Annotated in this window: 10 protein-coding genes; 6 read left to right on the top strand and 4 right to left on the bottom strand. The window is 65.9% G+C overall.

Going from position 1 to position 13,974, the window contains the following annotated elements:
- Window positions 1-99 precede the first annotated feature (99 nt).
- The 3 genes from ACUN9Y_RS04360 to metK all read right to left on the bottom strand — a co-directional run bounded on the left by ACUN9Y_RS04360 (window position 100) and on the right by metK (window position 5,071).
- Window positions 100-1,473: an adenosylhomocysteinase gene (locus tag ACUN9Y_RS04360; protein ID WP_445459487.1), complete on the bottom strand. Its 1,374-nt coding sequence runs from the start codon at window positions 1,471-1,473 to the stop codon at window positions 100-102.
- A 175-nt stretch (window positions 1,474-1,648) separates the two neighbouring features.
- Window positions 1,649-3,388 (bottom strand): NAD-dependent DNA ligase LigB, encoded by a 1,740-nt coding sequence (gene ligB, locus ACUN9Y_RS04355; protein WP_445459454.1) that lies wholly within the window; start codon window positions 3,386-3,388, stop codon window positions 1,649-1,651.
- Window positions 3,389-3,850: 462 nt separating this feature from the next.
- A complete protein-coding gene (gene metK, locus ACUN9Y_RS04350; RefSeq protein ID WP_445459453.1) occupies window positions 3,851-5,071 on the bottom strand; it encodes a methionine adenosyltransferase in 1,221 nt (406 codons plus the stop codon).
- A gap of 358 nt (window positions 5,072-5,429) precedes the next feature.
- Here metK and tkt point away from each other — a divergent pair, with 358 nt between their 5' ends.
- A complete protein-coding gene (tkt, locus tag ACUN9Y_RS04345; RefSeq protein WP_445459452.1) occupies window positions 5,430-7,421 on the top strand; it encodes a transketolase in 1,992 nt (663 codons plus the stop codon).
- 224 nt (window positions 7,422-7,645) lie between these two features.
- Here the strand turns inward: tkt and ACUN9Y_RS04340 are convergent, their stop codons facing one another.
- Entirely contained in the window at window positions 7,646-8,698 is a 1,053-nt protein-coding gene (locus ACUN9Y_RS04340) for a class I fructose-bisphosphate aldolase (RefSeq protein ID WP_445459451.1), read from the bottom strand.
- A 202-nt stretch (window positions 8,699-8,900) separates the two neighbouring features.
- Between ACUN9Y_RS04340 and ACUN9Y_RS04335 the strand changes: the two genes are divergently transcribed.
- The 5 genes from ACUN9Y_RS04335 (at window position 8,901) to fba (ending at window position 13,467) form a co-directional block, all read left to right on the top strand.
- Window positions 8,901-9,275, top strand: coding sequence for a CidA/LrgA family protein (locus ACUN9Y_RS04335; RefSeq protein WP_445459450.1), 375 nt, complete (start codon window positions 8,901-8,903; stop codon window positions 9,273-9,275).
- The gene (locus tag ACUN9Y_RS04330) at window positions 9,272-9,988 is read left to right on the top strand and encodes an LrgB family protein (RefSeq protein WP_445459449.1); all 717 of its coding nucleotides are present in this window, start codon (window positions 9,272-9,274) and stop codon (window positions 9,986-9,988) included. Before ACUN9Y_RS04335 ends, ACUN9Y_RS04330 begins: the two co-directional genes overlap by 4 nt.
- Before the next feature lie 110 nt (window positions 9,989-10,098).
- Window positions 10,099-11,136 carry a type I glyceraldehyde-3-phosphate dehydrogenase gene (locus ACUN9Y_RS04325; RefSeq protein WP_445459448.1) on the top strand — a complete coding sequence of 346 codons (1,038 nt, stop codon included), beginning with the start codon at window positions 10,099-10,101 and terminating at the stop codon, window positions 11,134-11,136.
- 33 nt (window positions 11,137-11,169) lie between these two features.
- A complete protein-coding gene (locus ACUN9Y_RS04320; RefSeq protein WP_445459447.1) occupies window positions 11,170-12,333 on the top strand; it encodes a phosphoglycerate kinase in 1,164 nt (387 codons plus the stop codon).
- 69 nt (window positions 12,334-12,402) lie between these two features.
- Window positions 12,403-13,467 (top strand): class II fructose-bisphosphate aldolase, encoded by a 1,065-nt coding sequence (fba, locus tag ACUN9Y_RS04315; protein ID WP_445459446.1) that lies wholly within the window; start codon window positions 12,403-12,405, stop codon window positions 13,465-13,467.
- The last annotated feature ends 507 nt before the right edge of the window (window positions 13,468-13,974 follow it).

Below are 13,974 nucleotides of genomic sequence, written 5' to 3'. Positions count from 1 at the left end.
CCGCGTGGCCCGCGTCGATGGCCCCACAGCGCCGCTGCGTGAGCTGGCCCCTGGCGATCAGCCTCGACGTCGGTCCCCAACATTGCCCTGTGCCACCCATCAGTAGCGATAGTGATCCGGCTTGTAGGGCCCGTCGACCGCGACCCCGGTGTACTGCGCCTGCTCCTCGGTGAGTCGGGTGATCACCCCGCCGAAGCCTTCGACCATGTAGCGTGCAACCTCCTCATCGAGATGGCGCGGCAACACCGTGACCTCGATGGCCGCCTGGCGCTCATCGCCCTCGAGCTCGGCGAAGCGTCGGCCGTCGAAGCGCCGCTCGAACAGATGCATTTGCGCCAGCACCTGGTTGGCGAAGGAGCCGTCCATGACCCGGGAAGGATGCCCGGTGGCATTGCCCAGATTGACCAGGCGCCCCTCGGACAGCAGGTAGAGCACGTTACGACTCTGAGGGTCGATAGCCTGGCCCGGAGCGGCGTCGCGATAGACCTTGTGCACCTGGGGCTTGACCTCCTCCCACTGCCAGCGGCGGCGCATGAAGGCGGTATCGATCTCGCTGTCGAAGTGGCCGATGTTGCACACCACGGCGCCGTTTTTCAGGGCCCCGAGCATGGCCGCGTCGCAGGCGCCGATATTGCCGGTGCAGGTGACCACCAGATCGATCTTGCCAAGCAGCGCCTGATCGACGCTGTCCTCGCCGCGGTTGATGCCGTCGCGATGCGCGGAGACGACCTCGAAGCCGTCCATGCAGGCCTGCATGGCACAGATCGGATCGATTTCGGCGATCCGGACGATCATGCCTTCCTGGCGCAGCGAGGCCGCCGAGCCCTTGCCGACGTCACCGTAGCCCATCACCAAGGCCTGCTTGCCGGCCAGCAGATGGTCGAGCCCGCGCTTGATGGCGTCGTTGAGGCTATGGCGACAGCCGTACTTGTTGTCGTTCTTGGACTTGGTCACGGCGTCGTTGACGTTGATCGCCGGCACCATCAGCTCGCCCAGGCGGGCCATGTCCAGCAGGCGATGGACCCCGGTGGTGGTCTCTTCGCTGATGCCATGCACCGCAGCGAGCTTGTCGGCATGACTGGCGTGCAGCCGCAGGGTGAGATCGCCGCCGTCATCCAGCACCAAGTTAGGCGTCCAGCCGCCCGGGCCGGCCACGGTCTGCTCGATGCACCACCAGAACTCGTCCTCGCTTTCGCCCTTCCAGGCGAACACCGGAATCTCGGCTGCTGCAATGGCCGCGGCGGCGTGATCCTGGGTCGAGAAGATGTTGCACGACGACCAGCGCACCGACGCTCCCAGATCGATGAGGGTCTCGATCAGCACCGCGGTCTGAATCGTCATATGGATACAGCCGGCGATGCGCGCGCCCGCAAGCGGCTGGGCGTCGCGATACTTGGCGCGAATCGTCATCAGCGCCGGCATCTCGCTCTCGGCGATGCGAATCTCACGCCGGCCCCAGTCGGCAAGCCCCATATCGGCCACGCGGTAGTCGTCGAAGGCACCGAGCGCCGCGGATGCTGGTGCGACAGGGGACGATGCATCACCTGGCGAAGAAGAGGCAACTGAGGCGTTGGAAGCCTGGTTCGGGGTCATGCCGGTCTCCTGACTCGGGACACTGAAACATCGCGCTGCCCCTCACTATAGGCAGCTAAGGCGCAGGCTCGCCAACGCCGAGGCGGCGGCTACTGGCGAATCCACCGGCGAAGCCCTCCACGCCTGCCGCGCCCAACCGAGCCACCAGCGTCACGACCTCGGGGTGGGTAGCGAAGTCTCGCCAGGCCCTCGCCCTGACCTCGCCGATCCCGTCCACCGAGCGCCAGTCATCGACGCTGCGCCGGGCGATCTCGGCCCAGGTGGCGGGCAACACATCGGGCAAGGGCGGCGCGCCGAGGGCCACCAGCCAGCGGCGAAAGCCGCGTTTCTCGGCGCCGGCAAGGCGCCTTGCCAGGTCCTCGGCGGCTTGCTCACCGATACCCGGCACCTCACGTAGCTGGCGCCGAACGAGGGAGCGCCAGGCCAGCACGTCGTCGACCAGTCCTGCCTCGACCAGCGCCGCCCAGGTCCCCGGCCCGATGCCGTCAAGGGCGAGCGCCCGGTCGCCCCCCAACCAGTCGAGTCGCGCGAGAAACTGCTCGCGACAACCTTGCGTCGGGTGCCAGCAACTCAGCGGGTGATAGCGTTCGGGGTCCGGCGCCGTGACCGCCGCTCGCCTGACGGCTCGCCAGGCCACGGCATCGAGACGAGGAATGACCGACCCGGCCAGACGGATGACCACCTCGTCACCGGGCGCAAGGTCGAGCCGGCGCCAGCGCTGGAGGCTGCCGAGGCTGACGTAGCGCAGCGTGCGATCATCGATACGAACCGGCTCGAGGCGTGCCATGGGGGTAATCCGCCCGGTGCGACCGATGCGAAACTCGATGGCCCGCACCTCGGCCAGGGCTTCCCTGGGCGGGTACTTCCAGGCCGCCGCCCAGTCCGGAGGCTCGGCTAGCCAGGTATCGCCCCCCGGCCGGTGCCCTTGTCGCAGCACCACGCCGTCGGTGGCAAATGGCAAGGGCGAGGCGTACCAGCGCTCGCGCCACCGCGAGACCTCGCTAAGATCATCGACCGCCACGCTGAAGCGCGCACTCTCGTCGAAGCCGAGCCGGGTCAGGCCCGCCAGACGCTCTGGCAAGGCGTCGGGCCCGTCCGGCCAGCCCCAGACGAAAAGGCCGAGACGACGACCAAGCTCTTCGCCGAGTTCATCACGCGCCAGCCAGCCGGCGACCTGGCTGCGCGCGCCGGCGCTGCCGTCATCGCGCTGCACGTGCCCCTCGCTACGCAGGTAGAGCTCCCCTTGCAGCACCAGGCGATCATCCCGGGAGAGATCGCGCCAGGCATCGCTCAGCCGGGCGGGTATCGCGTCAATGACGCGGCCATGACGAATCCAGTCCTGCCCCGAATGTCCGTCGCCGCGGCTGATCACCGCGCCGAGTTCACCCTCCTGATAGACCAGGCTCACCGCGACCCCATCGACCTTGGGCTGGACCCAGGCGCCGGGGTGACGCGCAAGCCAGGCCGCGACCTCATCGCGCCCGGCGAGCTTGGCAAGCCCCGTCTGGGGATAGGGGTGGGAGCGCACCTCGCCCGTGGGTGATGGCAGGGCCACATTAGGCTCCAGGGCGACCCTCGGAAAGCAGGTTCTCAGCGCTGCCAGCCGGGCCTGCGCCTGATCGTAGACATCGTCGCTGACCGGAGAACTGCCGTCCCGCCGATAGGCAAGGTTCCACGCGCCCAGGCGCTCGCTCAAGCGCGATAGCTCCTGTTCAGCCTGCTCGCCAGGCCAGTCCGGACACTCCGCCAACAGCGGCGACGACACCCCCAGTGCAGCCAAGAGAACCGCTACCATGAGACCCCGCGGCCGCGGACATCTCCTCGATAGCTCACCCCAGGTGCCACCGCGCCTTTGTTTCCACCCCCGGTTCTCTCGACAGCCCCGGCGTCCTCTCCCAAGCCGCCGACTCGCCCAGCACTTGTCGCTCAAGGTCGCGTCTCTCGGCATGTTTCCCTCTCCCTTCGGCCAGCCTTTCTCGTACTAGAAAAGCTAATCCACAATGGCCGGAAACAGGACACGCCCGCGCGACAGACAGCAGAACCCTCGCCCAGGCATCGAAGCCATGCCGAAGCGCGGGGTACGTCGAAGCACAAAGGCGCTACGAGGCGCGCAAGAGGGAACACAAAGAGGGAACACAAAAAAGCCCCACCGGCCGGCGGGGCTATGTTACTTGAAGATGATCGCCAGACCTGGCGTCGCCCAGGCCGGGGGCCCAATCAGGCCGCCCAACCGACGAGCATCTTCTGTGTCGCCGACCTAGAGACCCGCCGCGGCGCGCAGATCGTCGGCGCGATCGATCTTCTCCCAGGGGAAGGCGGTAAAGGTCTCGGTCTGGCTCTCGCCGTTGGTGTCGGTCCAGGTATAGCTGGTCTCGAACGGCTCGCGCCCGAAGTGGCCGTAGGCCGCCGTCAACTGATACATCGGGTGCAGCAGGTCGAGCATGCGGGTGATCGCATTGGGGCGCAGATCGAAGTGCTCACGCACCAGCGCGACGATGCGCTCGTCGTCGATCTTGCCAGTGCCGAAGGTGTTGACCGAGACAGAGGTCGGCTCGGCGACACCGATGGCATAAGACACCTGGATCTCGCAGCGCTCGGCGAGGCCTGCGGCAACGATGTTCTTGGCCACGTAGCGACCGGCGTAGGCGGCACTGCGGTCGACCTTGGACGGGTCCTTGCCGGAGAAGGCGCCGCCACCGTGGCGGGCCATGCCGCCGTAGGTATCGACGATGATCTTGCGTCCGGTGAGGCCGCAATCCCCTACCGGCCCCCCGATGACGAACTTGCCGGTCGGGTTGATGTGGTACTGGGTGGCATCCGACAGCCACTCGGCCGGCAACACCTGCTCGATGATCTCGCGCTTGACCATCTCGCGCAGCTGCTTCTGGTCGATGTCCGGGTCATGCTGGGTCGACAGCACCACCGCCTCGACGGCACAGGGCTTGCCCGCTTCGTTGTAGCGGAAGGTCAACTGGCTCTTGGCATCCGGGCGCAGCCACGGCAACAAGCCACGCTTTCGAAGCTCGGCCTGACGCTCCACCAGCCGATGGCTGTAATGAATCGGCGCCGGCATGTAGGACTCGGTTTCGTTGGTGGCGTAGCCGAACATCAGGCCCTGGTCACCGGCTCCCTGGTCCTCGGGCTTGGAGCGGTCGACGCCCTGGGCGATCTCGACGCTCTGCTTGCCGATCAGATTGAGCACCCCGCAGGTCTCGCCGTCGAAGCCAACGTCGGAAGAGGTGTAGCCGATATCCAGGATCACCTTGCGCACCAGATCCTCGAGATCGACCCATGCCGAGGTAGTGATCTCACCGGCAACGATGGCAACGCCGGTCTTGACCAGCGTCTCGCAGGCCACTCGGGCGTTCTTGTCTCGGGCGATCAGGGCGTCGAGCACCGCATCGGAAATCTGGTCGGCAATCTTGTCCGGGTGTCCTTCGGAGACGGACTCGGAGGTAAACAGGGAGTATTCGCTCATGGCGTCCTCGACCCTCTGTAGGCTAAGCGGCAGGCGGGCCTGGCAGATGAAAACAGGGCCGGTCGTGATGCACGACCGCAGTATGCAGATTCCGGATGGACCTGACGGGGCGAAATTCTACACGCTCGCCCGGCGCCTTCCTAGCGAGTTGCCGCGCCGGTCTCGCCAGCGCATGCCCCGGATCATGGGCGTTCGATTTGATGGACGCCGCGTTTCCGGCGACAATAACGCCCCTATCGATTCGCGCCGCCCCGACTCGCAGTCAAGACCGGCGGCGCTCCCAAAGCCACCAGTGCAGCCGGCCCAAGGCTCGGCGCGCGTCAGCCATTGCCACTTTGCTGTAGGCGAGGAGCCCTCAATGCCGTCCCGTTTCGAACTGGCCAACGCCATTCGCGCCCTGTCCATGGATGCTGTCCAGAAGGCCAACTCCGGTCACCCCGGCGCCCCCATGGGCATGGCCGACATCGCCGAAGTGCTGTGGAACGACTACCTCGTCCACAATCCGTGTGACCCGAAATGGTCCAACCGCGATCGCTTCGTGCTGTCCAACGGTCATGGCTCCATGCTGCTCTACTCGCTGCTGCACCTGTCCGGCTATGACCTGGGCCTGGAACAACTGCAGAACTTCCGCCAGCTGCACGCCAAGACCGCCGGCCACCCGGAGTACGGCTACGCGCCGGGCGTCGAGACCACGACCGGCCCGCTGGGCCAGGGCCTGGCCAATGCCGTGGGCATGGCGATCGCCGAGCGCACCCTGGCGGCCCAGTTCAACCGCCCCGGCCACACCATCGTCGATCACTACACCTATTGCTTCGTCGGCGATGGCTGCCTGATGGAGGGCATCTCCCACGAGGTATCCTCGCTGGCCGGCACCCACAAGCTCGGCAAGCTGATCACGTTCTATGACGACAACGGCATCTCCATCGACGGCGACGTCGACGGCTGGTTCACCGATGACACCGCCAAGCGCTTCGAGGCCTATGGCTGGCACGTGGTGTCTGGCGTCGACGGCCACAAGCCCGACGAGGTCAAGGCCGCGATCGAGATGGCCCGTACCCATGACGACCGCCCGAGCCTGATCATCTGCAAGACCATCATCGGCTTCGGCGCGCCGAACAAGCAAGGCAAGGAAGAGAGCCACGGCGCCGCCCTCGGCGAGTCTGAAGTGGCGGCCGCTCGCGAGCAGCTCGGCTGGTCCCATGCCCCCTTCCATATCCCCGAAGACATCTATCAGGGCTGGGAGGCCTGCGAGCGTGGCCAGAAGCACCAGGACGACTGGCAGGCCCGCTTCGAGCGCTATCAGGACGCTCATCCAGACCTCGCCCGCGAGTTCCAGCGTCGCCAGAAGGGCACCCTGCCGAGCGAGCTCAACACCGAGGCGCTAGTCGAAGCGGCCCAGGAAAAGGCCGAGTCGCCGGCCTCGCGCAAGGCCTCGCTGAACTGCCTCAATGAGCTCGGCCCGCAACTGCCGGAACTGCTCGGCGGCAGCGCCGATCTGGCACCGTCGAACCTGACCTTCTGGAACGGCGCCAAGGCGATCTCCGCCGAGTCCCCGGACGGCAGCTACCTGCACTACGGCGTGCGCGAGTTTGGCATGGGCGCCATCATGAGCGGCATCGCCCTGCATGGGGGCTTCATTCCCTACGGCGCGACCTTCCTGATCTTCATGGAATACATGCGCAACGCCGTGCGCATGGCGGCACTGATGGGCCAGCAGGAAATCTACGTGTTCACCCACGACTCCATCGGTCTTGGCGAAGACGGGCCGACTCACCAGCCCATCGAGCAACTGACCAGCCTACGCACCACGCCGAACCTATGCACCTGGCGCCCGGCCGACGCCGTCGAGACCGCCGCCGCCTGGGCCCACGCCCTGAAGCGCAGCGGTGGCCCGACCGCACTGGTGCTGTCCCGCCAGGGCCTGCCGCACCAGCAGCGCAACAAGAGCCAGCTGGCCAACATCCAACGTGGCGGCTACGTGCTCAAGGACGCGGACGGCACCCCGGAGCTGATCTTGATCGCCACCGGTTCCGAGGTCGGCCTGGCCATGGACGCGGCCGGCGAACTCGAGAGCCAGGGCAAGAAGGTACGCGTCGTGTCGCTGCCGGCCACCGACGTGTTCGACGCCCAGGACGCCGACTACCGCGAGTCGGTACTGCCCCGCGCCGTGCGCGCACGCCTGGCCATCGAAGCCAGCCACCGCGACTACTGGACCAAGTACGTGGGTCTGGACGGCGACGTCGTGGGCATGGCGAGCTTCGGCGAATCAGCACCGGCCGGCGATCTGTTCAAGCACTTCGGCTTCACCAAGGACAACGTGGTGGAGAAAGCCAAGGCACTGCTCGGCTAAGCGCCCGACCGGTCGCTGACGCCACCGGCGTCAGCGACTGGTACGCCAAGGCAACCAACAAGAAGGGCACGGCGAGTGATCGCCGTGCCCTTCTTGTGATGTCGCGGCCGTGATCGAATGCTTGGCCGGCTCGGCCCTTCGAGGGCCACTATTCGACCCGGTTCGACCTTCGCTCTTTCAGCCGCCGGCTTCTGGCCGCACCGCTGAAAGCGTAACGCTATCGATCAAGCGATGGTCACATCCGGTGCCAGATACACGTCCTGGATGGCATTGAGCAGCGCAACGCCTTCGCGCATCGGCTTCTGGAATGCCTTGCGCCCGGAGATCAGGCCCATGCCACCGGCACGCTTGTTGATCACCGCGGTGCGTACCGCCTGGGTCAGGTCGCCCTCGCCGCTGGAGGCACCACCGGAGTTGATCAGTCCGGCGCGGCCCATGTAGGCGTTCGCCACCTGGTAGCGGGCCAGGTCAATGGGGTGATCGCTAGTCAGCTCCGAGTAGACCTTGTCGTGGGTATGGCCAAAGCCGATGGCGCGATAGCCGCCGTTGTTCTCCGGCAGCTTCTGCTTGACGATATCGGCCTTGAGGGTGGCCGCCAGGTGCACCGCCTGGCTCGTCAGGTCAGAGGCGACATGATAGTCGGTGCCCTCATGCTTGAAGGCCGGGTTACGCAAGTAGGCCCACAGGACGGTGACCATGCCGAGTTCGTGGGCGCGCTCGAAGGCGGCACTGATTTCCTCGATCTGGCGACGGCAATCGGGCGAGCCGAAGTAAATGGTGGCCCCCACCGCCGTGCAGCCCATATCGAAGGCCTGATCGACCTCGGCAAACAGCGTCTGGTCGAACACCGGCGGGTGGGTCAAGGTCTCGTTGTGGTTGAGCTTGAGCATCATCGGGATGCGATGGGCGTAGCGACGCGCCACCGATGACAGGCCGCCCAGGGTCGAGGCCACCGCGTTGCAGCCGCCCTCGATGGCCAGCTCGACGATGTTGGCCGGGTCAAAGTAGATCGGATTGGGGGCGAAGGACGCCCCGGCGGAGTGCTCGATGCCCTGATCCACCGGCAGAATGCTGAGGTAACCGGTGCCCCCGAGTCGACCGTGATTGAACATCGTCTGCATGGTGCGAAGCACCGCAGGAGAGCGGTCGGAGTCGATCATCACCCGATCGACGAAGTCGGATCCGGGCAGGTGCAGGTGGTCCTTGGAGATTCCCTTGCACTCATGGGTCAGCAGGTTCTCGGCTTCGGCGCCCAGCCAGCTTCCGATATCACTCATCTTCCATCTCCGTGTCTTGACTGGCGGCGACGATGTCACCGCCATGGTGAACCTCTGGGTTTCAGGTAAAGTCTTGGCGTCTAGACAGGGTAGCGGATGACGCGGCGCAGCGAACCCCCTTGCTGACGACGATGCCATGAGTCGGCACAATGCAGACCCTACCTGTCCCCGCAGAGGGACACCTTGGTAAGCGAGGATGACGATGCGAGTGCTACGTGGCTTTCTTTGGCTAGTGGGCTTTTGGCTCGCCGGTGACGCCTTGGTGCGCCTGGCCCAGTTGCCGCTGTCGCCGGGAGTCGTCGGCCTGATGCTGCTGACGCTCTATTTCGTGGTGCGTGGGCGGATCAACGAAGACGTGGCCGGCGCCGCCCAGCCGCTGATCATGTTGCTGGCGATGCTGATCATGCCCGGTGTCGTGGGTGTCTTCGAGGTGCTGGACAAGGTCGCCGAGCACTGGCTGGCAGTGGCCCTGTCCCTGACCCTTGGCACCCTGTTGAGCGTGGCAAGCACCCTGTGGCTGATGCGCCGCCTGTTGCCCTCGGCGGCATCTCCATCGCGCGATGGAGATGCGTCATGAGTACGCTGATCGAAGCTTGGTTGCAGACGCCACTACTGGCAATAGGGCTGTCGATTGGCGCCTATCTGACCGGGTTCGCCCTGTTTCGGCGACTCGGCTCGCCGGGCTGGTGCCCGCCGATCCTGATCGCCTCGTTGCTGCTCGCCGCCACCCTGCGGCTACTCGACATCCCCTATGGCGACTATCGCCGCGGCGCGGCCTGGCTGATGCTGCTGCTGGGCCCTGCCACCGTGGCGCTGGCGGTGCCGCTGTACCAGCAGATGCACCATGTGCGGGCCCTATGGCGGCCCCTGGCGGTGTGTCTGCCGGTGGCCACATTGCTGGCGGCCTTCTACGCCGTGGCCATCGCCTGGGCCCTGGGCGCGCCGCCGTCGCTGCTGGCGTCATTGGCCCCCAAGTCAGTCACCGCCCCCATCGCCATGGGCATCACCGAGACCCTCGGCGGCTCTGTGTCGATCCTGATGGGCGGCCTGCTGATCACCGGCGTGGCCGCCACCGCCTTCGTTACCCTGCTCGGGCGCTGGCTGAAGATCGACGATGAGCGCCTGCTGGGCCTGGCTCTCGGCGTCAACGGCCACGCCATCGGCACGGTTCGCGCCTTCGAAATCGGCCCCACCGCCGGCGCCTTCGCCTCCCTCGGCATGACCCTGACCGGCGTTCTGACCGCACTTCTGCTGCCGCTGGTATGGCGCCTTGCCGGCTTCGGCGCATGAGCCGGCATGGCCCGGCCGACGGGACTAACCGACCGAGTTGAGGTAGAATCCTGCGCTTGCTGTCCCTCTTTAGAGACCCCCGAGCCCCTGTGAGAGAGATCCCCGAGACCATGCCCCTCCGCATCGCCATCAACGGCTATGGCCGCATCGGCCAATGCGTTCTGCGCGCCCTGATCGAACGCGGCGACCCCGAGTTCGAGGTGGTGGCGATCAACGAACTCTCGGGCCTCGATACCATCGCTTACCTGACGCGCTACGACACGACTCATGGCCGCTTTCCCGGCCGGGTAGAGAGCGGCGAAGGCAAACTCGTGATCAACGGCCGAGCGATTCGGGTGCTGTCCGAGGCCGACCCCGATCGTCTGCCCTGGGCCGAGCTCGGCATCGACCTGGTGCTGGAGTGCTCCGGCAGTTTCAAGGATCGTGCCACCGCCGAGCGTCACCTGGCCGCCGGCGCACGACGGCTGCTGTTCTCCCAGCCGGCCGAGAGTGACGTCGATGCGACCATCGTTACCGGCATCAATGATGCCGAGCTGACGGCCCAGGCACGCATCGTCTCGGCGGCCTCGTGCACGACCAACTGTCTGGTGCCGGTGCTGACCGTGCTGGATGAGGCGCTTGGCATCGAGCATGGCGTTACCACCACCATTCACTCGGCGATGAACGACCAGCCGGTGATCGACGCCTACCACCAGACCGACCTGCGCCTGACACGCTCGGCCATGCAGTCCATCGTGCCGGTGGATACGGGCCTTGCCAAGGGCATCAACCGCCTGATGCCCCACCTGGCCGAGCGCTTCGAATGTCTTCACGTGCGTGTACCGACGATCAACGTCTCGGCCATGGACATGGCCATCTGCGTCAAACGCGACACCGACGCCGGCGAGGTCAACCGTCTGCTGCGCGAGGCCAGCGAGAACCGTCTGGGTGGCCTGCTCGGCTACACCGAGGAGCCCATGGCGTCCATCGACTTCAACCATGATCCACGCTCCGGTATCGTAGACGCCACTCAGACACGGGTGGCCGGCGGCCGCCTGCTCAAACTTCTGTGCTGGTTCGACAATGAGTGGGGCTTTGCCAATCGCATGCTCGACGTGGCCCGCCAGGTGGCCAGGCTCGACGCCTCCCCCCGTCAAGACCGCCGGTGACGTCCCAGGCTTTTCAGATGAGGATCTGCTGACATGAACGTGCGCAAGATGACCGATCTCGATCTCCGTGGCCAGCGAGTGCTGATTCGCGAAGATCTCAACGTGCCCGTCAAGCACGGCAAGGTGACCAGCGATGCTCGCCTGCGTGCCAGCCTGCCGACCATCAAGGCCGCCCGAGAGGCCGGTGCCAAGGTGCTGCTGATGAGCCACCTGGGCCGCCCCACCGAAGGCGAAAGCGCCGACGAGTTCACCCTGGCCCCGGTGGCGGACTCTCTGAGCGACCTGCTGGACAGCCCGGTACGCCTGGTGACCGACTACCTCGACAGGGCCCCTGAACTCGAAGACGGCGACGTGGTGCTGCTCGAGAATGTGCGCTTCAACATCGGCGAGAAGCAGGACGACGAGGCGCTATCCAGGCGCTACGCCGAGCTGTGCGATGTCTTCGTCATGGATGCCTTCGGCACCGCTCACCGCGCCCAGGCCTCCACCCACGGCGTCGCCCGCTTCGCCAAGCTCGCCTGCGCCGGCCCGTTGCTGGCCGCCGAGCTCGAGGCCCTGCACAAGGCCCTGGCCCAGCCCAAGCGCCCGATGACCGCCATCGTCGGCGGCTCCAAGGTATCCACCAAGCTCGATGTGCTCACCGCGCTGTCGGACAAGTGCGACCAGCTGATCGTCGGTGGCGGTATCGCCAACACCTTCATCGCCGCCGCCGGTCACAATGTCGGCAAGTCACTGTATGAGGCCGACCTGGTCGACCAGGCCAAGGCGCTGATGGCCAAGGTCAAGATTCCGCTGCCCACCGATGTCGTCGTGGCCACCGAGTTCTCCGATGCCGCCGAAGCCGTCACCAAACCGGTGGACCAGGTCAACGACGACGAAATGATCCTCGACATCGGTCCCGACACCGCGGCGACTCTCGCCGCCATGCTCAAGGACGCCGGCACCATTTTATGGAACGGCCCGGTCGGCGTGTTCGAGATCGACCAGTTTGGCGGCGGCACCGAGACCCTGTCCCGAGCCATCGCCGAGAGCGCTGCGTTCTCCATCGCTGGCGGTGGCGACACCTTGGCGGCCATCGACAAGTACGGCATCGAAGGCCAGGTGTCGTACATCTCCACCGGTGGTGGCGCCTTCCTCGAGTACGTGGAAGGCAAGACCCTGCCAGCCGTTGCCGCCCTTGAGGCCGCCGCGGACTGACTCCCTCCCCCAAAGAAACAACCGGCGCGGCGAAAAGCCGCGCCTTCATATTGAGGCAAAGGTACTTTCATGGCTCTTGTCAGCATGCGCCAACTGCTGGATCACGCCGCCGAACACGGCTACGGCGTCCCGGCCTTCAACGTCAACAACCTCGAGCAGGTCCGCGCCATCATGGAAGCGGCGGATGCCACCGACTCCCCGGTCATCCTCCAGGCCTCTGCCGGTGCCCGCAAGTACGCTGGCGCCCCCTTCCTGCGCCACCTGATCCTGGCCGCCGTGGAAGAGTTTCCGCATATCCCCGTGGTCATGCACCAGGACCACGGCACCAGCCCCGCGGTGTGCCAGCGCTCCATCCAGCTTGGCTTCTCCTCGGTCATGATGGACGGCTCGCTCGGCGAAGACGGCAAGACCCCGGCCGACTACGACTACAACGTCGATGTCACCCGTCGCACGGTGGAAATGGCCCACGCCTGTGGCGTTTCCGTCGAAGGCGAGCTCGGCTGCCTGGGTAGCCTCGAGACCGGCATGGCCGGCGAAGAAGACGGCATCGGCGCCGAAGGCAAGCTCGAGCACGACCAGCTGCTGACCGATCCCGAAGAGGCCGCCGACTTCGTCAAGGCGACCGGCGTGGACGCCCTGGCCATCGCCATCGGGACCAGTCACGGTGCCTACAAGTTCACCCGTCCCCCCACCGGCGACACCCTCTCGATCCAGCGCATCAAGGAAATCCACCAGCGTATCCCCGATACCCACCTGGTGATGCACGGCTCCTCCAGCGTGCCCCAGGAATGGCTCGCGATCATCAACGAGTTCGGCGGCGCCATCCCCGAGACCTACGGCGTGCCGGTCGAGGAAATCGTCGAAGGCATCAAGCACGGGGTGCGCAAGGTCAACATCGACACCGACCTGCGTCTGGCCTCGACCGGCGCCGTGCGGCGCTTCCTCGCCGAGAACCCGGCGGAATTCGATCCGCGCAAGTTCTTGAAGCTCACCGTCAGCGCCATGAAAGACATCTGCGTGGCCCGCTACGAGGCCTTCGGCACCGCCGGCAACGCCAGCAAGATCAAGCCGATCAACCTCGACGACATGTTCGAGCGTTACGCCCGCGGCGAGCTGGACCCCAAGGTCCGCTGAGGCACCCTTCGCCACTAGCCCCCTGTTCAGCGGAGGCCGCACCCTCCGCTGACTCGGTGTCTTGGTTGGCTTTTCAACGGCTCGGCTCGGCCGGCATTTTCCCGCGGTGGCAGCGCGTCCAAAGCAGCATTCTTGCGCCCCCCCTCCCCTCACCGAACAGCATTTCCCTCGCCCCGCCAGACCTCCCTTGTGCGTCACCCCTGGTGCAAGGGAGTGCCAGGCTAATTCTGAAGCGAAGGTCGAGGCGCCGACGGGGAGCCAACCAGGGGCGAGGCCGTAGACGGTCTGACGTCGTCAATCATCTCGCCTGTCTTTTCTCTGAACGGAAAAAATGCTTCCTTCACCGCGGCGCCACGCAAGCATCACGCATCGAATAGGCCGCTATCAAAGTATCAGAGATAAGCATCCCCGCGTGAAAACGTTCGTCGTTGCTTCATGGGGATTCGAGACGATCGAGCAGGCGGCCAGGCCCTTTCGCTGCACCCAGTCCAGTCCAGGCCAGCACTT

The organism is Halomonas sp. V046 (genome assembly GCF_052645355.1).
This window is presented reverse-complemented; position numbering and strand designations above follow the sequence as displayed.